At 42.3% G+C, this 22494-nt stretch carries 19 protein-coding genes and 2 tRNA genes; 16 read left to right on the forward strand and 5 right to left on the reverse strand.

The features are described 5' to 3' along the window. Positions 1-81: 81 nt before the first annotated feature. From A7P54_RS14045 to A7P54_RS14060, 4 genes are all read right to left on the reverse strand, one after another. A tRNA-Glu gene (locus A7P54_RS14045) sits at positions 82-157 on the reverse strand. A 69-nt stretch (positions 158-226) separates the two neighbouring features. Beyond that, a tRNA-Ala gene (locus A7P54_RS14050) sits at positions 227-302 on the reverse strand. A 58-nt stretch (positions 303-360) separates the two neighbouring features. After that, complete coding sequence (gene gltX / locus A7P54_RS14055; protein ID WP_171549956.1) at positions 361-1869, reverse strand: glutamate--tRNA ligase; 1509 nt, start codon at positions 1867-1869, stop codon at positions 361-363. Positions 1870-1974: 105 nt separating this feature from the next. Beyond that, positions 1975-2280, reverse strand: a complete 306-nt coding sequence (locus tag A7P54_RS14060; RefSeq protein WP_005201364.1) for a hypothetical protein — start codon at positions 2278-2280, stop codon at positions 1975-1977. Between the two features lie 409 nt (positions 2281-2689). Here A7P54_RS14060 and A7P54_RS14065 point away from each other — a divergent pair, with 409 nt between their 5' ends. The 8 genes from A7P54_RS14065 to A7P54_RS14100 all read left to right on the forward strand — a co-directional run bounded on the left by A7P54_RS14065 (position 2690) and on the right by A7P54_RS14100 (position 11908). Then, a complete protein-coding gene (locus tag A7P54_RS14065) occupies positions 2690-3685 on the forward strand; it encodes a sulfate ABC transporter substrate-binding protein (protein ID WP_004803885.1) in 996 nt (331 codons plus the stop codon). A gap of 197 nt (positions 3686-3882) precedes the next feature. After that, positions 3883-4803 carry a 16S rRNA (cytosine(1402)-N(4))-methyltransferase RsmH gene (gene rsmH, locus A7P54_RS14070; RefSeq protein ID WP_005185559.1) on the forward strand — a complete coding sequence of 307 codons (921 nt, stop codon included), beginning with the start codon at positions 3883-3885 and terminating at the stop codon, positions 4801-4803. Between the two features lie 2 nt (positions 4804-4805). Next, the gene (locus A7P54_RS14075) at positions 4806-5144 is read left to right on the forward strand and encodes a cell division protein FtsL (protein ID WP_004803889.1); all 339 of its coding nucleotides are present in this window, start codon (positions 4806-4808) and stop codon (positions 5142-5144) included. Positions 5145-5154: 10 nt separating this feature from the next. Next, a complete protein-coding gene (ftsI, locus tag A7P54_RS14080) occupies positions 5155-6984 on the forward strand; it encodes a penicillin-binding protein PBP3 (protein WP_004803891.1) in 1830 nt (609 codons plus the stop codon). Positions 6985-6991: 7 nt separating this feature from the next. Then, positions 6992-8491: a UDP-N-acetylmuramoyl-L-alanyl-D-glutamate--2,6-diaminopimelate ligase gene (locus A7P54_RS14085; RefSeq protein WP_171549957.1), complete on the forward strand. Its 1500-nt coding sequence runs from the start codon at positions 6992-6994 to the stop codon at positions 8489-8491. Between the two features lie 22 nt (positions 8492-8513). Then, positions 8514-9911, forward strand: coding sequence for a UDP-N-acetylmuramoyl-tripeptide--D-alanyl-D-alanine ligase (murF, locus tag A7P54_RS14090; RefSeq protein WP_171549958.1), 1398 nt, complete (start codon positions 8514-8516; stop codon positions 9909-9911). Continuing rightward, positions 9912-11030, forward strand: a complete 1119-nt coding sequence (gene mraY, locus A7P54_RS14095; protein WP_004803897.1) for a phospho-N-acetylmuramoyl-pentapeptide-transferase — start codon at positions 9912-9914, stop codon at positions 11028-11030. Positions 11031-11089: 59 nt separating this feature from the next. After that, the gene (locus A7P54_RS14100) at positions 11090-11908 is read left to right on the forward strand and encodes a putative RNA methyltransferase (RefSeq protein ID WP_005201360.1); all 819 of its coding nucleotides are present in this window, start codon (positions 11090-11092) and stop codon (positions 11906-11908) included. A gap of 15 nt (positions 11909-11923) precedes the next feature. Here the strand turns inward: A7P54_RS14100 and ponA are convergent, their stop codons facing one another. Beyond that, a complete protein-coding gene (gene ponA, locus A7P54_RS14105; protein WP_171549959.1) occupies positions 11924-14518 on the reverse strand; it encodes a penicillin-binding protein PBP1a in 2595 nt (864 codons plus the stop codon). Positions 14519-14680: 162 nt separating this feature from the next. Here ponA and A7P54_RS14110 point away from each other — a divergent pair, with 162 nt between their 5' ends. From A7P54_RS14110 to A7P54_RS14145, 8 genes are all read left to right on the forward strand, one after another. Then, entirely contained in the window at positions 14681-15739 is a 1059-nt protein-coding gene (locus A7P54_RS14110; protein WP_004803903.1) for a pilus assembly protein PilM, read from the forward strand. After that, a complete protein-coding gene (locus A7P54_RS14115; RefSeq protein WP_171549960.1) occupies positions 15739-16389 on the forward strand; it encodes a PilN domain-containing protein in 651 nt (216 codons plus the stop codon). The genes A7P54_RS14110 and A7P54_RS14115 overlap by 1 nt, the downstream gene beginning before the upstream one ends. Then, positions 16386-17129, forward strand: coding sequence for a type 4a pilus biogenesis protein PilO (locus A7P54_RS14120; RefSeq protein WP_171549961.1), 744 nt, complete (start codon positions 16386-16388; stop codon positions 17127-17129). Before A7P54_RS14115 ends, A7P54_RS14120 begins: the two co-directional genes overlap by 4 nt. Before the next feature lie 2 nt (positions 17130-17131). Then, complete coding sequence (locus A7P54_RS14125; protein ID WP_171549962.1) at positions 17132-17659, forward strand: pilus assembly protein PilP; 528 nt, start codon at positions 17132-17134, stop codon at positions 17657-17659. A gap of 61 nt (positions 17660-17720) precedes the next feature. Further along, on the forward strand, positions 17721-19856 hold the full coding sequence (locus A7P54_RS14130) for a type IV pilus secretin PilQ family protein (RefSeq protein WP_171550083.1): 2136 nt from the start codon (positions 17721-17723) through the stop codon (positions 19854-19856). Positions 19857-19875: 19 nt separating this feature from the next. After that, positions 19876-20436 (forward strand): shikimate kinase AroK, encoded by a 561-nt coding sequence (aroK, locus tag A7P54_RS14135; protein WP_005201348.1) that lies wholly within the window; start codon positions 19876-19878, stop codon positions 20434-20436. Positions 20437-20456: 20 nt separating this feature from the next. After that, positions 20457-21539 (forward strand): 3-dehydroquinate synthase, encoded by a 1083-nt coding sequence (gene aroB / locus A7P54_RS14140; RefSeq protein ID WP_171549963.1) that lies wholly within the window; start codon positions 20457-20459, stop codon positions 21537-21539. A gap of 19 nt (positions 21540-21558) precedes the next feature. Beyond that, positions 21559-22422, forward strand: coding sequence for a hypothetical protein (locus A7P54_RS14145; RefSeq protein WP_171549964.1), 864 nt, complete (start codon positions 21559-21561; stop codon positions 22420-22422). The last annotated feature ends 72 nt before the right edge of the window (positions 22423-22494 follow it).

A 22494-nucleotide genomic window follows, 5' to 3' on the forward strand; every position in this document is an offset into this window, starting at 1 on the left:
GCTATTTTATGGAAAATTCGAAAATGTGCAATCTGCTTGAGAAAGATTATTAGAAAAATATAATTATTATATTCGAGAATATGGCGTCCCTACGGGGATTCGAACCCCGGTTACCGCCGTGAAAGGGCGATGTCCTAGGCCTCTAGACGATAGGGACAGATGAGGCAACACATACATGACTGAAAGCCTAACTTCATCTCGGAAAAGCATTGCGATTTCGAGAATCTGGTGGAGCCAAGCAGGATCGAACTGCTGACCTCTACAATGCCATTGTAGCGCTCTACCAACTGAGCTATGACCCCAGAATGTGTGAGCGCAATATTAGGGGGAATGCGCTCACACGTCAATCATTAAACTGAATTAAGTCTCACTATTTGCATCATTTTTCGGCAATTTTAGTGATTCATTTAGCTTTTCCCAAACTTTTAGCTCTTTCTTGCTTGGTCCACCGACAAGTTCTAGGGCGTGACGTAAACGTGAAAAAGTCAAATCAGGGCCGAGAGTAACCATCGCTTGCATGACAGGTGTTGAACTAGTCGAACCTGCAATCGCAATAAAGAAGGCTGGCATGAAATCACGTAATTTGATTTCCATCTGATTTGCCAAGTCCATCAAGGTTTGGCTGACGGTATCATTGTTCCAGGTAAACTGACTTTCTAAACGCCAAATTGCAAATTGTAGGCTCTGACGAACTTGTTCTTCAGTCAATTTTTTGCTTTCAAACTGCTCTTTGCTGATTTGTGGCATATGGTTGAAGTAAAAACCAGCCCAATTCACGGCTTCAGAGAGTAAGTTGATACGCGGTTGAATCGCTGCAGCAATGTCTTCAAGGGTTTGACGGTCACTTTTCCATGCCAACAAGCGGTCTAGAAGCTGTCCTGGCGTCAATCCTTTGATCCACTGACCATTGAGCCAGTTGAGTTTTTCAACGTCAAAGATTGGTCCACCCAGCGAAACACGCTGTACATCAAAGTTTTGAATCATGTCTTCTAGGGTGAATACTTCACGTTCATCAGGCATTGACCAACCCATACGACCTAAATAATTTAATAACGCTTCTGGTAAAACACCGATGTCACGATAGTAGTTGATTGAGGTTGGGTTTTTACGTTTAGACAGTTTCGATTTGTCTGGGTTACGCAACAATGGCATGTGACACAATGTTGGCATGTCCCAACCGAAATATTGATACAGTAATTGATGCTTCGGTGCAGATGGTAACCACTCCTCACCACGTAACACGTGAGTGATTTCCATTAAGTGGTCATCCACTACATTGGCAAGGTGGTAGGTTGGTAAACCATCCGTTTTTAACAGCACCTGCATGTCAACTTGTGCCCATGGAATCTCAACTTCACCACGGAGTAAGTCATTAATTTTACAAATGCCTTCCTCTGGTACTTTCATACGGATGACATGGGGCTCACCCGCAGCAAGACGACGTTGTACTTCTTCTTGTGATAATTTTAAGCCGCGGCCATCATATTTAGGTGTTTCGCCACGTGCTTGTTGTTCTGCACGCATTTGATCAAGTTCTTCTGCGGTTGCAAAACAATAGAAAGCGTGGCCTTTTTCAATCAAGTCAAGCGCGTATTGCTTATAAATACCCATACGCTCTGATTGGCGATAAGGGGCATGTGGGCCACCCACATCTGGACCTTCTGACCAGTTCAGACCTAACCAACGCAAAGAATCTAAAATCATCTTTTCAGATTCAGGCGTTGAGCGAAGTTGATCCGTATCTTCAATACGTAAAATAAACTCACCGCCATGCTGTTTGGCAAAACATAGATTAAATAACGCAATATAAGCTGTGCCTACATGTGGAAAACCTGTAGGAGAAGGCGCAATACGGGTACGAACTTTCATAAATGATCGGAGCTTAAATTTAAATTGAAACTATTATAACGAAAAAGCCTAGTCACAGCATGACTAGGCTTGATTTAAACATGTGAAGGGGCACATATTTAAAATTTAAGAAGTATGTGGCTGGAATATAGTTTGAACGAAACGTGAAAAACGTTCATGTTGACTGGCAAAGAACGTTTGTGTTGGTGTGGTACGAATCGTATTCAACATTTTTAACTCATCGTCTGACGATGGTAATAAACCGGTATTACGTTTTTGTTGATCAAGCGCTTTAACAATTAAGCTTGAAGATGATTTATCAATTGTTTTTATGTTATTACTTTCTTTAATTGCTGCCGCATGCCCCATTTGAACAGAAGCTGCTAAAAATAAGCTTAAGCCTAGTGCTTTTTTCAATTTTAATGCTCGCATTGCTCACATCCCCTTCATGATTTTGAGTCTACAAGACTAACCAAACAACTATAGTATTGCTTTAATAATACGATTTAAACATAAATCTTAATAAAAAAGTATAACTACGTCACACTTTTTACAAAAATCTTAAAATTTGACACATCTTGACATGTATTTATAGCAAAATGGCTACTTTGTGTGCAAGTTGAATTTAGCAAGCAAATGTGTAGAAAAAGTGGAGAATGATAATTTTTCTCATTTTGCCATAAAAATAAAAGGCTGAGTATTGTTTTAATACAAAAAATACGGGCTAGGGCTATATCTTAAAAATAGAATAGTAATAAAGTTATTGATATAACTATATGATTGTAAATTATTTTTAAAGAAATATAGTGATGACAAACGGGGCGAAATGAGTAAACAATAAATGAAAACTGTCATCGCAGCAGCATTGTTGGCGTTGGGCTTAAATGGTGTAGCACAAGCGGCAACTACTTTTTTAAACGTGTCTTATGATCCAACACGTGAGTTTTATCAAGAATACAATCAAGCATTTGGTCAGTACTGGAAAAAGAGAACAGGACAAGATGTTGACTTCAAGCAGTCGCATGGTGGCTCAGGTAAACAGGCACGTTCAGTCATCGATGGTTTGCAAGCAGACGTTGTAACGCTCGCATTGGCCAATGATATTGATGAAATTGCCAATGCTGGTTTAATTCGTAAAGACTGGCAAAAACAATTTAAAGACAATTCGGCACCCTACACTTCTACGGTGGTGTTCTTGGTGCGTAAAGGCAACCCGAAGAATATTCGTGACTGGAATGACTTGACCAAGTCAGGTGTGGAAATTATCACTCCAAACCCAAAAACCGGTGGTGCGCCGCGTTGGATTTATTTATCGGCTTGGGGTTATGCATTGAAACAGCCGGGTGGTAATGATGCCAAGGCACGTGAGTTGGTGAAAAAGCTTTATCAAAATGTCAAAGTCTTAGACTCTGGTGCACGTGGTTCACTCACCACTTTTGCTGAACGTGGCATTGGTGATGTGTTGTTGTCTTGGGAAAATGAAGCATTATTGGCAACTCAAGGCTTAGGGAAAGATAAATTTGAAATTGTGTATCCTTCAATTTCGATTTTGGCTGAACCTTCTGTGGCTATCGTTGATAAAACTGTCGATAAAAATGGCAACCGTCAATTGGCGCGTGGTTACTTAAATTTCCTTTATTCACCTTTAGGACAAGAGTTGGCTGCGAAATATTATTTCCGTCCACGTAATCCACAGGTTGCTGCCAAATATGCGCAACAATTTCCAAAGATTAAATTATTCAAGATTGATGATGTGTTTGGTGGTTGGGCAAAAGCACAAAAAACACACTTTGTGAATGGTGCGATTTTTGACCAGATTTATGCGGAAAAACCATAAATCTAGTTGTTACTGAGATTAAAGAGAACGATCGAAAAGCAAATACCGAAGGTGTTTGCTTTTTTATTGAGTGAAAAATGATAAGAAAACGGTTTTATCTATGAAAAGTTAAGAATTCTCTACAAAAAGTCGTTTGGTGCTGGCATAAAACAAGGTGATAATGTGCAGTTACATTTTCAGCTGTTGATTCATTTCTTATGTCGCATATTTCTGTCTTACTTCATGAAACCGTTGATGGCGTATTGGCAGGTCGCGATACTGGTATTTTTGTTGACGCGACATTTGGTCGTGGTGGGCATACCAAGTTGTTACTTTCAAAATTAGACCAAAATGCACGTGTTTACGCCTTCGATAAAGATCCGCAAGCCCTTGAAGTTGCAGCACAATTAGAACAAGAAGACCCACGTTTTAAAATTATTCATGCCAGTTTTGCAGATATTCAATCTGAGTTAGCTCAAATTGGTCTGACTGAAGTTGATGGCATTATGGCTGACTTAGGGGTGTCATCACCACAACTGGACCAAGCTGAACGTGGTTTTAGCTTCATGCAAAATGGGCCGCTGGATATGCGAATGGATAATTCGCAAGGTCTAACAGCAGCTGAGTGGTTGCTTGAAATTGAAGAAGAAAAACTCGCAAATATTATTTACCAATATGGTGAAGAACGTTATAGCCGTCGGATTGCCAAAGCCATTAAACTGGCAGGTGAAATGACAACGACTGCCCAACTGGCAGAAGTGGTTAAAACCGCACATCCAAAATGGGAAAAGCATAAGCATCCTGCAACGCGTACTTTTCAGGCGATTCGTATTGCCATTAACAAAGAACTTGATGATATCGAGACATTTTTACCGCAAGCTGTCACATTATTAAAACCAACTGCACAGCTGGCAGTGATTAGCTTTCATTCTTTGGAAGATCGTTTAATCAAGCAGTTTATTCAAAAAGAATCGAGTTTGGCTGAAGACACGGGCTGGGGGATGCCTCAAGCACAGGTCGATACTCGACGTTTAAAGAAAGTTTCTCGTATTCGTGCGAGTGAAGCAGAAGTAAAAGCAAATCCTCGTTCGCGTAGTGCATGGCTGCGTGTGGCTGAGCGTTTAGAGCAAAAAGGCTGAGAATGAACAACAAGAATGATGACGACGTAAAACCAAGCAGCAGAAAAGGACTGAAAAAGGTTGTTGTGTATGCTGTACTCGTTGCATTGGTGTTTACAAGTGCGATGATGGTGGTATTTCAAGTGTTTGAATACCGTCATGATTATCGTGACTTGAGTGCATATATGCGTGAAAGAGATGATTTAAACGCTGAATGGGGGCGTTTATTGATTGAACAGCAAACCTTTGGTGCAACCGCACAGATTGGTTCTCGCGCAGTCACACAACTACGTATGTTCTCACCTCCAGCCACGCAGACGGTTGTGATTTCTTTACCTATGACTTCAAAGCAAGATAAATAAGGCATGCTGTATGGCAGATAAGCGAAGTAAACCAATACGAAAAAAACAGCAGTCTATTTCTGAAAGACCGACCCTTGCTTTGGATATGTGGCGATTTTATCTGCTTTGGGGAACGGTACTCCTTTGTTTTGTTGTGTTGATTGCGCGTGCGTTCTATGTGCAAGTGGTCAATAAAGACTTTTTGCAAAATAAAGCCAATGCCAATATTTTAAGGACTGAGCGTTTAGAGGCGATGCGTGGTGTGATTAGTGATCGCCATGGCGTACCTTTGGCGATTAGTACCCCGATCATGAAAATTGTGATGGACCCAAGAGATTATTGGGAAACCAAACAGCAATTTGATGACATCACGGCAGAACTCAAAAAAGACCCGAATAATCGTAAATTAAAACGTCAATTGCCCGATAAAAACTTGAACCTAGATGAATTGGCAGATGCAGTGGGTGTAGATCGTGCAGATTTAAAGAAACAAATGCAGGCACGTCCACGTTCACGTTATTTAGTTTTGCAAAAAGAAATTCCACCACAACAAGCTGACTTGATTACCAAGCGTAATTTCCAAGGCGTTTATGCTGAGAAAAGTTATAAACGCTACTATCCACAACCGCAGCCGAATGCACAGATTATTGGTTTGACCAATAGTGAAGGGGTGGGGATTGAAGGTTTGGAAATGCAACTGAATAAACAGTTGTCAGGCATGGATGGCGAGCAGAAAATTATCCGCGATAAAAAGGGTAATCGTCTGAAAGTTTCTGAAGTCATTAAAGAAGTTGAATCAGGTGAAAATGTTACCCTGAGTATCGATTCACGTTTGCAATATATTATGTACCGTGAACTGACAGCTGCAGGTGTGGCCAATAACGCTCGCTCTGCAACAGCAATTGCGGTTGATGTCAAAACGGGTGAAATTTTGGCGATGACCAGTTGGCCGTCGTATAACCCGAACGATAAGAATGGTCTCAGCAATAAAGATGCGATGCGTAACCGTGGCGCGATTGATATGTTTGAACCAGGTTCAACCATGAAGCCATTTACTGTGGCTGCTGCCTTGGAAAGCGGTAAATACACGCCAAATACGATTGTTAATACTTCACCGGGATCGATGCGTTTAGGTTGGCATACCATTCGTGATACACATAACTATGGTGCTTTAACCGTTTCAGGCGTCATTATTAAATCCTCGAACGTCGGTTCGGCAAAAATCGCCCTGTCTTTACCAAAAGATACCGTTCCATCTTTCTTTAGACGTGCAGGTTTCGGCCATCGTTCAGCGGTGAAATTTCCGGGTGAAAGTTCTGGTTTGCTCTATTCAGGTGATAAGCTCAATCCATCGCAGTTGGGAACCATGGCATATGGTTATGGTTTGAATGCGACAATTTTACAAGTTGCACAAGGCTATGCCATGTTGGCAAATCATGGCGTACAAATGCCATTGAGTTTGCGAAAATTGGATAAGGCTCCAGAAGGCACACAGGTGTTGAGTCCTAAAATTGCCGATCAAGTCCTCACAATGCTTGAACAAGTGACCATGCCTGGTGGTACTGCGAAACAAGCGGTGATTCCTGGCTATCGCGTTGGGGGTAAGACAGGGACAGCGCATAAATTACGTGCAGACCGTAAAGGTTACTCAAACAGTGAGTATCGTGCTTTATTTGCAGGTGTTGCGCCAATCAGCGATCCGCGTTTAGCCATGATTGTCGTGGTTGAAAACCCACAAGGCCGTTATTACGGTGGTTTGGTTGCTGCGCCTGTATTTGCGCGCATCATGCAAGAGTCTTTACGCCTTTTGAATGTGCCTTTAGATAAACCACTTGATACTTCTATAAAATCCAATCCGTAGGTAAATTATGTCGATTCGTTTTCAACAGATACACCCGATCAGCATAGATGCGGCTTGGTATACCCATCCTTTTCAGGGTTTTTCTTTGGATAGTCGTAAGGTTGAGAAAGGGCAAATTTTTATTGCTTTAAATAGCTATAGCCAACCTGAAAAAACACGCCAGTTTGCACAAAATGCTTTGGATGCAGGTGCATTGGCCGTAATCAGTGAGGCACCATTGGGTCTCGCAAACGAATGGGTTTGTGCTGATGTCCGTTATCAAATGGGCGAATGGCAGAAGCAGTATTTACAAGCGACTGATCCTGTTCAGCCTTTACGTGGTATTGCGGTGACAGGAACCAATGGCAAAACCACGATTTCACGCCTCATTGCGGAGCTGATTAGTTCACAAGGCAAAGGTTGCGCTGTGATGGGGACCACGGGTAATGGGATTCTGCCAAATTTAACCCCATCCACACATACCACCTTGGATGCACTACAATTACAGCATGCGTTACATGGCTATGCCAAACAAGGCGCAAGTTTTGTTGCACTGGAAGCCAGTTCACATGGTTTGGAGCAAGGGCGTCTTAATGGTTGTGAGCTTGAAATTGCGGTGTACAGTAATTTAAGTCGTGACCATCTGGATTATCACGGTACTTTGGAAGCTTATGCTGAAGCCAAAGCCTTATTGTTTAAATTTACGACCTTAAAAGCTGTAGTGATCAACTTGGATGATGCACATGCACATCTGATGTTGGACGCTGCGAAGGCGAATCCAGCACAGCCGAAAATTCTGACTTATTCTTTGACTCAGACGACAGCGGATTATTATATTGCGGATTTGCAATATCGCTTGAGTGGAGCAAGTTTTACATTCATTGCTCCGACAGGTCACTATGTGGTGCAAAGTCCATTACTTGGGCAGTTCAATGTTGAGAATTTATTGGCAAGTTTGATTGCAGCAGAGTCTGCTGGTTTTGCCTTGGCTGATTTGATCCAGTTTGTGCCGCAACTCCAAGGTGCACCAGGTCGTATGCAGGTCATTCAAGATGCTGAGCGTCTATTCGTAGTGGATTATGCGCATACACCTGATGCTTTGATCCAAGTGCTGACGACCTTGAAGCGTCATGTGACTGGACAATTATGGGCGGTATTTGGTTGTGGTGGCGATCGTGATCGTGGCAAACGTCCACTCATGACTCAAGCTGCACTTGATCATGCCAATCCTGTTGTGCTGACTTCGGATAATCCGCGAACTGAGAATCCTGAACAGATTTTTGTGGATATGAAGCAAAGCATCAATTTCGCAGAACATGAGATGCATGAAATTCATGATCGTCGTGAAGCGATTAAATTTGTGGTGGCGCAAGCCCAAGCAGGTGATATTGTGGTGATCGCGGGCAAAGGACATGAAAACTATCAGGAGATTGATGGGGTTCGCCATTGGTTTGATGATGTGGTTGAGGTGCAGTCTGCGATTGATGCACAGCCACATCCTGTCGATTCAGCCTATCCTGCGCAATAAGGTTAAAAGGTAAATAAAGCGTATGCATACTTCAACGACCAGTACTGTTCCATTACAACCTTGGACCGCAGAACAATTACAACAGGCCACACAAGGCGAGTGGTTTCAACAGAAGCTTCCGCAAGGTGAAATTAAACGTATTTTAACTGATTCACGTCATGCAGAAGCAGGTGATGCTTTCCTTGCATTAAAGGGTGAACGTTTTGATGCGCATAATTTTGTCGCACAAGTAGCAGCACAAGGGTGCCAAATTGCGATTGTTGATCATCCTGTGGATGCGGATATTGCTCAGTTGGTTGTCAAAGATACGCGTTTGGCTTTGGGGCAGTTGGGTGCTTATCGTCGCCAACAGAATTCACAACTCAAAGTGATTGCTTTAACAGGCAGTAGTGGCAAAACCACCACCAAAGAAATGTTGGGCAGTATTTTATCTCGCTTGGCGCCGACCTTGATTACCCGTGGCAACCTGAATAATGATCTCGGTGTTCCGATGATGTTACTTGAGCTGCGCCCTGAGCATCAGTATGCCGTAATGGAACTGGGTGCCAGTCATCAAGGTGAAATTGATTACACCTCGAATCTGGTACAGCCACATGTGGCTGGGATTTTAAATATTGGTACAGCGCACTTGGGTGAGTTTGGTGGACGTGAAGGTATTTGCTGCGCTAAATCAGAAATCTATGCGCACATTTTGCCACAAGGCACTGCGATCGTGCCTGCACAAGATGATTTTGCAGCTACGATTCGTGAAAATGCACAGGCACATCCGATTCTCAGTTTCGGTGAAGGCGGTGATATTTTTGCGACAGATATTCAGCTTCATCCTCAATCAGCACAATTTAACTTGCATACACCACAAGGTATTCGTGCAGTGAATTTGCCATTTGCTGGCGCGCACAATGTACAGAATGCAGCAGCAGCGACTGCATTTGCTTTAGCAATTGGTATTGCGTTGGATGATATTGTGCAAGGTTTAGAGCAGGCACAAGGTGCCAAAGGGCGTCTGAACTTTATTCAACACCAACATCATTTGTTTATTGATGATACCTACAATGCCAACCCGACCTCTATGCGTGCAGCAGCACAGGTGCTCTTGCAGCAACAGGGCTTAAAAGTCATGGTGATGGGAGATATTGGTGAGCTGGGTGACAGTAGCTGGCAAGAGCATCATGATCTCGGCCGAGACTTGGCATCGTTACCGTTAGAGCATCTGGTTGTGGTCGGTGAATTCGCTGAAGCAGCGCAAAAAGGTTCATCTCATTCAGAAAAGTTACATGCCTTTGCAACACAGGCAGAAGCATTACCGTTTTTAATTAATTTAGTCCAAACACATCAACCCCAGTCAATGAGTTTCCTATTCAAAGGGTCTCGTTATACCCACATGGAAACGTTGATGGCTGACTTGATGGAGAAAATTTAAATGTTGTTATGGTTATTTGAGCAATTGGCGGACTATAACAGTTCGTTTCAGGTTGTTCGTTATTTAACATTGCGCTCTTTGTTGAGCTTACTGACGGCCTTGACGATCGGACTGGTTTTAGGACCAGTGATGATTCGTAAATTACAAGCATTAAAATATGGTCAGGCTGTGAGTTCTTTTGCGCCTGAAAACCATGCCAAAAAAATGGGAACCCCAACCATGGGCGGGATTCTTATTTTACTCTCCATTGGGATTAGCACCTTGCTTTGGGCTGATTTATCTAATCCATATGTTTGGATTGTGCTTGGTGTCATGGTGGTGTTCGGTGCTGTTGGTTGGGCGGATGACTGGATTAAAGTTCGTTATAAGGACAATGCGGGTTTACCTGCACGCAAAAAATTCTTCTGGACCTCAGTTGCCTCTTTGGGAGCTGGTATTGCACTGTATGTGATTGCAAAACAACAGGACAGCATAGAGCATACAGCCAATATGTTGGATTTGTTGATTCCATTCTTTAAGAATCTTTCTATCCCGCTTTCAGCTGTGCCGTTAGGTTTAGCCTTTATTGCATTTACTTATCTGGTGATTAATGGCGCATCCAATGCGGTTAACTTGACGGATGGTTTGGATGGTTTGGCGATTATGCCAATTGTCATGGTCGCAGCGGGTTTAGGCGTATTTGCTTATTTATCTGGTGATATTCGTTTTGCCAATTATTTGCATATTCCTTATGTAAAATATACCTCTGAATTGGTGGTGATCTGTTCTGCCATGGTTGGTGCTGGTTTGGCCTTCCTTTGGTACAATGCACATCCGGCCCAAGTCTTCATGGGCGATGTCGGTGCTTTGGCACTTGGTGCGATGCTTGGTACCATTGCGGTGATGGTTCGTCAGGAAATCGTATTTGCCATTATGGGTGGTGTGTTTGTGATGGAGGCGATTTCTGTATTCTTGCAAATCGGCTCATTACGGATGCGGAATAAGCGTGTGTTCCTGATGGCACCTTTGCATCATCATTATGAAAAGCAAGGCTGGAAAGAGACTCAGGTTGTGATTCGTTTCTGGATTATCACGATTTTCCTCGTCGTGTTAGGCTTAATGACCTTAAAATTACGTTAAACCAAGATTCAAGAAAGAAGCTGGTATTGACCAGCTTTTTTTATGTTTGGAGAAAATAGATGAGTTTGTTGATGTGTCCTGTTTGTCGCCAATCCTTGAATTTGGTTGAGAATTCTTGGCGTTGCGAAAAAGGACATCACTATGATGTAGCCAAACAGGGCTATGTTAATTTACACGTGGTGCAGCATAAGCATAGTAAAAGTCCAGGGGATACCCCTGAGTCAGTGCTGGCACGTCGTGAATTTTTACAAGCAGGTTTTTATCAGCCCTTGCAGCAAGCTGTAGTTGAAATTCTACAGCAACTTAAACCTCAAGCCGTTCTAGATATTGGTTGTGGTGAGGGTTATTACACCAGTGCCATGCAAGCACATACCCAACAGTGTATCGGTGTGGATATTGCCAAAACAGCCGTCCAGCGCGCAGCAAAGTTAAATGCAGAGGTCATATGGGTGGTGGGAACAGGTGCAACCTTACCCGTGCAAGATCATTCCATTGACATTTGTACCAGTCTATTTAGTCCGATTCCACAAGATGAAATCGTTAGAGTTTTGCGTGATGATGGCTATCTAATTGTGGCAACACCTGCACCTAAACATCTTTATGATTTACGTGAGGCATTGTTTGAGCAAGTGAATTTGCATGAACCACAAAAATTTGTAGAACAGCTAGATGCTCAGTTTGAGTTAAAACAGGCACAGATTGTTGAAGCACCGCTACAGTTGGATCAACAAGCATTAAAGAATTTAATTGCGATGACGCCTTATGCTTATAAAGCAAACCCTGAACGACGCAAAGTACTTGAGCAAGCGCAGCAATTTGCAGTGACTGCCGCCTTTCAGATTTATCTATTCCAAAAAAGAAAGAAGCCATCAATGTGATGGCTTCTTTTTTATTTACTGGATTTGATTGATCAAATGCTCAATCCCATCCTTTTCTTTTGGCGGTGGATTCTGTGAATTTGAACCCATTGCAGGCGGTTGCTTTTTCGCTGGGACAATAGGCTGCTCGTCAGTCACTGGTGTTGTTCCAGGGAGGTCTGAGAAATCATTTTGTGTTGAGCGAACTGGTGCAGGTGGTGCAGGGCGATAAAGTGGGCGAGCCAATGGTGGAGAGGCACGATATTCTTTTTTATCTTCGCTTTGCTGGATTTGTAACTTATCACGAGAGATTGGATCTTTCGCTTCTTTATCCAAACGCACCCAAGCTGATGGGGTATCTTTTAAAGATTTGCCCATAAAGTTGGTCCAGATTGGAAGTGCAGCAACGCCACCATATTCACGACGACCCAGTGTGCGCGGTTGGTCAAAACCGACCCAAGCAATTGCAACTAAGTTCCCATTAAAACCTGCGAACCAAGCATCTTTAGCATCATTGGTTGTTCCTGTTTTACCACCGAGATCATCACGACCAATTTTAAGTGCAGCTCGACCGGTACCATGTTGGATTACATCGCGTAAGATGTTGGCCATATCGTAAGCCGAGCTTGATTTTAAAATACGTTGTGCTTGACGATAATCACTATTGGCTTTTGCTGTTTGTGCCGCATCAGCAGACATTATTTGTGCTTCAGAAGCAGCAGAGACTTCATCTAAAGTTTGGTTGCTAACTTCTGTCACCTTGTCTTTAGATTCATCAGCTTTCACTGTTTGCTGTTCGGCCTTGGTATTTGGATTGCTGATACATGGAATACACGCGTACTCAGGCTTTGCTTCATAAATCACTTTACCCGCCGCATCTTCGATACGTGTAATAAAGTGCGGTTGAATACGATAACCACCATTGGCAAAAGTTGCATAACCTGTTGCCATTTGAATTGGCAGTACCTGCGGTGTACCTAATGCAATGGTATAGTTACGTGGAATCTGATCTTCTTGTAAACCAAAATCCATAAATAGTTGACGGGTACGTTCAATTCCCACGTTTTGTAATAAACGCACTGAAACGGTATTACGGGATAAATAAAGCGCACGACGTAAAGGGATCATACCCAAATAGCGGCCATCAGAGTTTCTTGGAGACCACTTACCAATGGTAATTGGACTGTCATTAACCATACTGTATGGGGTCATGCCGCGTTCCAAAGCCAATGCGTAGACAAAAGGCTTAATGGTAGAACCAGGTTGTCTCCAACCTTGTACGGCACGGTTAAATTTAGATTGATAAAAGTTATAACCACCCACAACAGCTTCAATTGCGCCATCATTGGGATTAATTGCAATCAGTTGCCCTTGGACTTTTGGAACTTGAACCAAAGACCAAACCGTTTTGCCTTCATTTGGGCGTAGACGAATAATATCTTTGACTTTGACAATTTGTGAGGCGTTCGAAGGTGCTCCACCGACGCTATTGGCATTGCGGTACGGGCGAACCCATGACATCCCTGACCAGTTGACCGTTACTGTTGAACCATCTTGCATCAAGGCATCAAAAGAATTGTTATTGACCTTGACCACTTGAGCAGGATAAGTGTTTGCATAAGCAATAAATTGTTTGAGTGGTTTGTCATGTGCTTCGGGACCACGCCAGCCATGACGACGATCATAAGCTTCTAAGCCATCTTGAATGGATTGTTCAGCATAACGTTGACGGTTACTGTCAACGGTCGTGTATACCTTATAACCTGAGTCAACCGCTTGTTCACCAAAATGTTCAACCAGTTCTGAACGAACCATTTCACCGACATAGGGGAATACGTTGCTGACCGAACGATCAATCATATTTAAGTTGATGGGCTCTGCAACAGCTTGTTGGTATTGATTTTGGTTGATATAGCCCAGTTGTAACATACGTCCTAAAATCCAGTTGCGACGTTCAAGTGCACGCTCAGGATTAACCACTGGATTATATTTTGAAGGTGCCTTAGGTAGACCTGCAATCATTGCCATTTGTGCTGTGGTCAGCTCGCCAATATTTTTGTTGTAATAGACACGTGCCGCAGCAGCAATACCATAGGCATTTTTACCTAAGAAAATTTTATTCACATAGGCCGCTAGAATTTCTTGTTTTGTTAAGTTTTGCTCGATTTTTCGTGCCAAAAACACTTCAGTTAGTTTGCGTCGAAGTGTTCGATCTGGGCTTAAATAATAGTTCTTTGCCACCTGCATGGTAATGGTTGAGCCCCCAGTTTGGACATCAGACCCTGTAACAGATTCAGTAAGTGCTCGCCCAAGCCCTTTAAAACTAATACCATTATGTTCAAAAAAGGATGAGTCTTCCGCTGCTAAAAAAGCATGAATAAAGGTTGGAGGAATCTGCTCATACTTAACTGGAATGGATAATTTTCCGCCATATTCTGCAATTAACTGATTATCTGCCGTGTAAACTTGCAATGGTTTTAGTAAAGGCGCTTTTTTAAGTGAACTCATATCTGGCAATGAAGGTGCGAGATAGAGATACATGCCATAAAATCCCATTGGAAGTGAGACTAAGATAATAATAATGATCAAAAAAAATGGGCGAACAATACCAGAACTGGATAGCTTTTTCATAATAAGTAAGTTTTAATAAGAGCGAATGACAAACTAATTGTGGTCAGTATATCCTTTAGACATGCGGATTGTTAGATGAGTTATTGTATCCGTAGCAATTAAAGACCAAAACAAATTAGTGTGTTGTATTTTTGGGGATAAAAAAATAAATAGGAAAGTACTGTGCTCAGGTTATATCGTAAACCAAATAAGGGGTTAACGGGTGTCGATATTAGTTCGACAACTGTTAAATTATTGGAGCTCTCTGTAAAGAACGGTAGATATTGGGTTGAAAGTTATGCAGTGATGCCATTGCCTGAAAGCAGCGTGGTTGAAAAAAGCATACTGAATCCAGAGGCGGTAGGGGATGCGCTTGAGAGAGTGGTCAACCTTGCAAATCCTCACACCATGAATGTTGCGATTGCAGTACCGACATCGATGGTCATTAATAAGATCATCGAGATGGATGCTGACATGACGGATGAAGAACGAGAAGTTCAAATTCGTATGGATGCTGAGCAATACATTCCGTTCCCATTAGATGAAGTGAGCCTAGATTTTGAAGTTTTACCTGATCGTTTGGCCAATCCAAACCGGGTAAATGTGCTCTTGGTTGCAACGCGCACCGAGAATGTAGACACGCGCGTAGAAGTGCTTGAACTGGCGGGTTTAACTGCAAAAATTGCAGAAGTTGAAAGCTATGCTATGGAACGTGCGTTCAGTGTGTTTGCAGATACGCTACCAATGGGCGCAAATACGGTGGGCATTTTGGATATTGGTCATACCATGACGACCTTATCTGTCATGCAAAAAGGCAAGATCATCTATACACGTGAGCAAGTGTTTGGTGGCCGCCAATTGACCCAAGATGTGCAAAGTCGCTATGGCCTTTCTTTTGAAGAAGCTGGTCGTGCTAAAAAAGAAAGAACCTTGCCCGATGACTATGACACAGAAGTCCTAGAACCTTTCTTGGACGCCGTCGTACAACAAGCTGCGCGTTCACTCCAATTTTTCTTTTCATCTTCTCAATTCAATGAAATTGATCATATTTTACTGGCTGGTGGGAATGCCAATATTCCAGGCCTAGCTAAGCTATTACAACAAAAACTCGGTTATCGTGTCACCATTGCCAATCCATTTCTACAAATGGGTTTTTCTCCCCAAATTGATATTAAAAAAATTGAAAACGATGCTTCCTCTTTGATGGTTGCATGTGGTTTGGCATTGAGGAGTTTTGATTAATGGCAAAGATTAACTTACTCCCTTGGCGTGATGAGCTAAGAGAACAAAGAAAGAAACAGTTTGTCGCATTTTGTGTTGGGGTTGCTGCATTAGGGGTTGCATCAGTTTTTTCGGGGTGGATGTATTTTGATCACAAATTGAATGATCAGGAGCAAGCCAATCAACTGATTGTGAGTACCAACCAGAATTTAGATACCCAATTAAAAGCATTGGATGGTTTACAAGAACGACGTAATGCCATTATTGAACGTATGAAGCTGATTCAAGGTCTACAAGGACAACGTCCTGTTACTGTACGTTTGGTCGATGAATTGGTTCGAGTCACTCCTCCAACCATGTATTTAACCAAGTTTAGTCGTACAGGGGATAAATTCACGATTGAAGGTAAAGCTGAAAGCCCAAATACGGTGGCGGAACTTCTACGTAATTTAGAGGCCTCTCCTTGGTATCGTAATGCCTTTATGAATTCCTTCCTTGCCGTGGATGAAAACAAAAATAAAGACAAAACAGCAAGTTCTTTGGTGCCTCGTGTTGAGGAAAATTATGGAAGCTTTGTTGTCACTGTAGATTTAGGTGAAATCGGGACAACTGCTGAGGCTGCACCAACGTCAGACGTTGCAGCATCAGGGGCAGTAGGGGTGACAAAATGAAGTTAGATAAATCGGATGATTTAAATCAAGACACCGTTGCTGTGAAGAAAAAGAAAATGACGGTAGACCAATTCTTTCAGCAATTTAATACGCTGGATATGAATAACTATGGTAGTTGGCCATTATCGGTCAAAATTACCTGCTGGATTTTTGTTTTCTTGGCGGTTGCAGCATTGGGTTATTTTGTGGTGATTAAATCTCAGCTTGAATCGATTGCAAACGCCGAAGCTCAAGAACAAAGTTTGTTGAATGAGTTTAAAGAAAAAGATTCAAAATTGCGTAATCTGCAACAATATCAAGCGCAACTGCAAGAAATGGAAGCTAACTTTAACCAACAGTTAGAGCAACTGCCTAAAGAGACTGAAATTCCAAGCTTGGTTGAGGATATAAACTTAACCGGTGTGAACTCAGGGTTGAAATTTAAAAATATTCGTCTTGAGAGTGAAGTTAAGCAAGAATTCTTTATTGAGCAGCCAATCAGTATTGATGCGACAGGCGATTATCATGCTTTTGGTGCCTTTGTGACAGGCATTGCCGCTTTACCGCGTATCGTGACCTTGCATGATTTTACGGTTGAAGCAAAAGAAGATACACAGAAAAAATCTGACATTCCTGTTGTCAATTATACGGTTAAAGCAAAAACATATCGTTATGTTGGGGCGGATGAGCAAACAAATAATGCTGCGGTCGCAGCTACGGCTCAAACAACAGCTACTCCACCTGCGCAAGGAGGAAAATAGTAGTGAATAATTATAAATTATTACTGGGTTTATTCATTGGGGCGAGTTTGGTGGGGTGTGATTCGCGTATTGATGCGGTGAATCAGAAGATGGCGGACATTCGTAATCAGCCGCCTTTGCCAATTGAGCCAGCACCAGTTTTTACCCCTGTGCCATTGTTTAACTATTCAGCTCATCAGCTTAAAAGCCCATTTATGCCAAGTTCATTGGCTGCTGAATTGAAGATTATGGCCGGTAAGCGGGTTTATCCAAATTTTAATCGCCAGCCACAGCCTTTAGAAAGTTATGCGTTGGAATCATTGAATATGAAGGGCAGTATGCGGGGTAAAACCAGCAATACCATTGCTCTGATTCAGACACCAGACGGTCAAATTGAACGTGTGCAGGTCGGAAGTTATTTGGGGATGAATCAAGGGCGTATTATTAAAATTAGCCCAACCCAAATCGATTTGGTGGAGATTGTACCTGATGGTCGAGAAGGCTATGTCGAGAGACCTCGTACACTCGTTTTAATTGGACCAGCGCCGTAGGATTAAGGGAATAAAAATGAAAAAACAGTTTAAAGATTCTTTATTTGGGGAAGCGAAGACCATGAATCATGCATTCCGTCAATTTTCTATGGGTGCGATTGCGATTGCGGTGATGCAAGTGGCATCAGCGCAAGTGAGTATGACCAATATCGTACCAATGAGTTTGGGTGATCAGGGCACGGAAATTCGTGTGATGTTTAATGGCCTTCCACCACAACCACAAGCTTATCAACTTGAACAACCTGCTCGTTTGATTCTGGACTTTGATAAGTCACAACAGGGCCTAAAGCAAAACTCGATTCCAGTATCAACCGCTGAAGCGAGTTCAATTGAGGTTGCATCGGATGATCAGCGTTCACGTGTGATTGTGAATTTAAAAGATGCGGGTGCATTCACAACACGTGTTGAAGGCAATACCTTTGTTCTTAAAATTAACTCAGCCAAACCTGCTGCGATAAATACACCTGCTGCCGCTGCGCGTCAGGTACAGCAAGGTGTTTCCAATATTGGTTTCCAAAGAGGCAACCAAGGTGAAGGCTTGGTTGTGATTGATTTGCTGGGTAACAACACCCCTGTGGATGTACAACAACAAGGCAGTAAGATTGTCGTACGTACCATGGGCAATAAAATCCCAGCGCATTTAGCCCGCCGTTTAAATACCAACGATTTTGCAACACCTGTGGCGAGTATTGATGCATATAACGATAAAGGCAATGGTGTGATTACCATTCAATCTGCTGGAAGCTATGAGTATATGGCTTATCAGGCAGAGAATAAGCTCACTATTAGTCTGAAACGCCCTATAGATAACTCTCCAGCCAAAGCCAAGGCACAAACCTATACCGGCAACAAAATCTCTTTAGATTTCCAAGATATTGAAGTGCGTCGAGTGTTACAACTATTGGCTGATTTTACCGGCATTAATATGGTGGCAGCAGATACGGTACAAGGTAATATTACCTTGCGCTTAAAAGATGTACCATGGGATCAGGCTTTAGATATTGTATTAAAAACCAAAAATTTGGATAAACGCCGTAATGGGAGTGTGATCTGGATTGCACCTGTTTCTGAGTTGATTAAGGCTGAGGAAGAAGAAGCCAAAGCCATTGCACAAAGTGTGAAGCTTGCGCCTTTGCAAACCGAATATATTCAATTGAGCTATGCAAAAGCAGTTGATATTGAGAAGTTGATTACGCAAGGCAAGAATGCTAATACAAATAGTAATGGTAATTCTGGCTCAGTAAGCAATGATACATTGTCAGGCGGGTTACTCAGCCCACGAGGTACAGTTTCGGTTGATCCACGCACCAACACCTTAATTGTGAATGATACTTCACAGAAAATTGATCAGATTCGCAAGATGGTCGATTTACTCGATGTTTCTGTTAAGCAAGTCATGATTGAAGCGCGGATTGTCAGTGCTAGTACCGACTTTACCAAAGAGATGGGGGTGAAGTGGGGGATTTTATCTCAGGGGATTACTAATAATAATGACCTATTGGTGGGGGGGAGCGATAAGACTTTATGGAATTTACGCGATCCACAAAAAAATAGTGATACAGGTGGTTGGAAATACGAGATTGAGCGTCCAGATAACCTCAATGTGGATTTAGGCGCGGTGACACCAGGGGCAAGTCGTATTGCCTTCGGTTTGATTAGTCTATCTGACTTTATGCTGGACCTAGAGTTATCTGCAGTACAAGCAGATGGTTATGGTGAAGTAATTTCAACACCAAAAGTCATGACTGCGGACAAACAGGCTGCAAAAATTGAATCAGGTACTAAAATTCCATACGCATCTTCTTCGGGAGGTGGCGCCAATGCAGTGCCGAAAACCGAGTTTATTGATGCAACCTTAAGTCTAGATGTTACCCCAAGTATTACGCCTGAGGGTAAAGTCATGATGAAGCTCAATATTACTAAGGATTCACCAAGTAACCCAACACCAACAGGACAATTGACAATTAATAAAAATTCAATTGATACCAATGTTTTGGTCGATAATGGTGAAACAGTCGTGCTTGGTGGTATTTTCGAACAAGAGAATATTAATTCACAGACAAAGGTACCTTTCTTGGGTGATATTCCCTATTTAGGTAAATTATTCCGTAGGGAGCGCAAAACAGATAATAAACGTGAACTGCTTATTTTTGTGACGCCGAGAATTGTTAATGACACTTTGACCAGAAATCATTAATATATTTTCAATAATTGCAATGAATATAGGTGGCGCGTTGCCAAGCAAAGCGTTTGAAACCCTACCAAATGTTTATTTGGTAGGGCCGATGGGGGCAGGGAAAACAACAGTTGGCCGACATTTAGCAGAATTGTTAGGCCGAGATTTTATTGATAGTGATCATGAGATCGAACGCAAAACAGGCGCGACCATTCCATGGATTTTTGAAAAAGAAGGGGAAGCTGGATTTCGTTTGCGTGAAACCAATGTTTTAAATGATCTCACTTCCCGTCCATTATTAGTGCTGGCGACCGGTGGTGGAGTTGTTACTCAAGCGAAGAATCGTGAATTTTTAAAACAACGCGGTATCGTTGTTTATCTTTATACGCCTGTAGAGCTACAGCTACAGCGAACCTATCGTGATAAAAATCGCCCATTATTACAAGTCGAAAATCCAGAGCAAAAATTACGTGATCTATTGACGATCCGCGATCCTTTATATCGTGAGGTTGCACATTATATAATTGAAACAAATCAAGGTGCAGCACGGGATTTAGCGCAACGTATTTTACACGTCATTTTATCTAAACAAGTTAAATAGTCTCTGGTTGGTTTAAGTTTATGCAAACGTTACATGTTGAGTTAGGTGATCGTCGTTATCCGATCTTTATTGGCAGCCATTTAGATCCTAAAAGTTTACTTGAGCCGTATCTACATGGCCGACAAGTGATGTTAGTGTCCAATACCACTGTTGCACCGTTATATCTCGAACATTATGTGAATGCATTAACCCAGTTGGATAAACAAGTGGCGCAATGCATTTTGCCTGATGGTGAAAAATATAAAGATATCCAGCACTTGAATTTAATTTTCGATGCTCTGCTCGAAGCGGGCTTTAACCGTGATTGTACGGTATTGGCTTTAGGTGGTGGCGTGATTGGTGATATGGCGGGTTTTGCCTCCGCTTGCTTCCAACGCGGTGTGAACTTTGTGCAAGTGCCCACCACGTTATTATCACAAGTAGATTCCAGTGTCGGTGGTAAGACGGGAATTAACCATCCCTTAGGTAAAAATATGTTGGGTGCTTTCCAGCAACCACAAGTGGTACTAGCAGATATGGCACAACTGGATACCTTGCCTGATCGTGAACTGTCTGCAGGTTTGGCTGAAGTAATTAAATATGCCTTATTGGGTGATACTGATTTTCTTGTTTGGTTAGAGCAAAACATGGATGCTTTGGTTGCTCGTGATGCAAATCTATTGGCTGAAGCAGTTTTTCGTTCATGTGCACATAAAGCACGTATTGTAGCTAATGATGAAAAAGAACAGGGTGAGCGTGCGTTGCTCAATCTTGGGCATACTTTCGGTCATGCAATTGAATCTTATCTAGGTTATGGCACATGGTTACATGGTGAGGCAGTAGCAACAGGGATGGTGATGGCTGCAGATTTGTCGCAGCGTTTAGGTTGGATCTCTGCGGAAGATCTGAAACGTACAAAAAATATCATTCAACGTGCTCATTTACCGATATCATGTCCGAAAATTCCATTAGATGAATTCTTGGCTTATATGTCGCACGATAAAAAAGTCTTAAATGGTCAATTGCGCTTGGTTTTATTGAATAAATTAGGGCAAGCAGTGATTACCAAAGATTTTGATGTTGAGCTGATGAAACAATCTATTCTTGCAAATCAATCTGCATAATTAATCATTTGGGAAAAGCATGGCTGTATCACGATCAATTTGGCAAAATATTCAACAATATAGCTGGCTGGTTTTTGCCGTAGCTTGTTTAATAGCTGCATTGATATTTTGGGGTATTACCGATAGTCAGGTGTTGGTCAAAGAAGAGCAGCCATCCCAAACCGAAACTCAAGTCCAAATTCAGCCAGAAAAGGTTGCTGCGACAGCACATTTAGGCGCTCTTTCGGACGAAGTTAAGCCCTTGGATTTAACAACACGTGTCGTTGTTTCCAATGATCATGCACCTGAATTTCGTGGCACTAAATTTATTAAAGAAAATCAGCAGCGATGGACCATGGAGATTTTCCGTAGTTCAGATGAAGCGATTGTTAAAAATTTTCTATTGAACCGTGAAGATCGCAGAAAGTTTATATATTTTCGTTTGAGCGGTGAAGATCAGGTTGAACAATATGTTCTCAGCTATGGTGTATTTACAAATGCTGAAGATGCAAGCCGTCAATTTGCGCAATTAAATCTAACCCTACCAGAATCTGTTCAGCCAACGGCTCATCAATTCTCAAGTTATACGACCTTAGTGAATGATCTAGGTGCTGACGAAATGAAGTCAGCAACCAATCAACTTTATGCAGTTCAGTTAAGACCAGCGGCATTGCCTAGGGTGGATGAGAGTTTACTGATGGGAAGCGGCGCGTCTCAGAGTACAACTGCTGTACGTAGCACGGAACCATCGGCGGTGAAGACCACAGTTACACAGCGTGATGCGCAGGGTAATGTCGTTAATGTAAAACAGACCCAATCGGCACCAAAACCACCTGCAAATGCTGAAAAAATAAAAGAAAATTCAGATGTTTCTAAGCGTGAAGTGAGTGACCCTTTTAATTAAAATTGCACCATAATTGTGCGTTTGTGGTTCTTTTTATAGCACCGTGAAAGTTTTTGGTGCATTTTTGTGCGC

The organism is Acinetobacter sp. Ac_3412 (genome assembly GCF_013072675.1).
Taxonomy (GTDB): Bacteria; Pseudomonadota; Gammaproteobacteria; order Pseudomonadales; family Moraxellaceae; genus Acinetobacter; species Acinetobacter higginsii.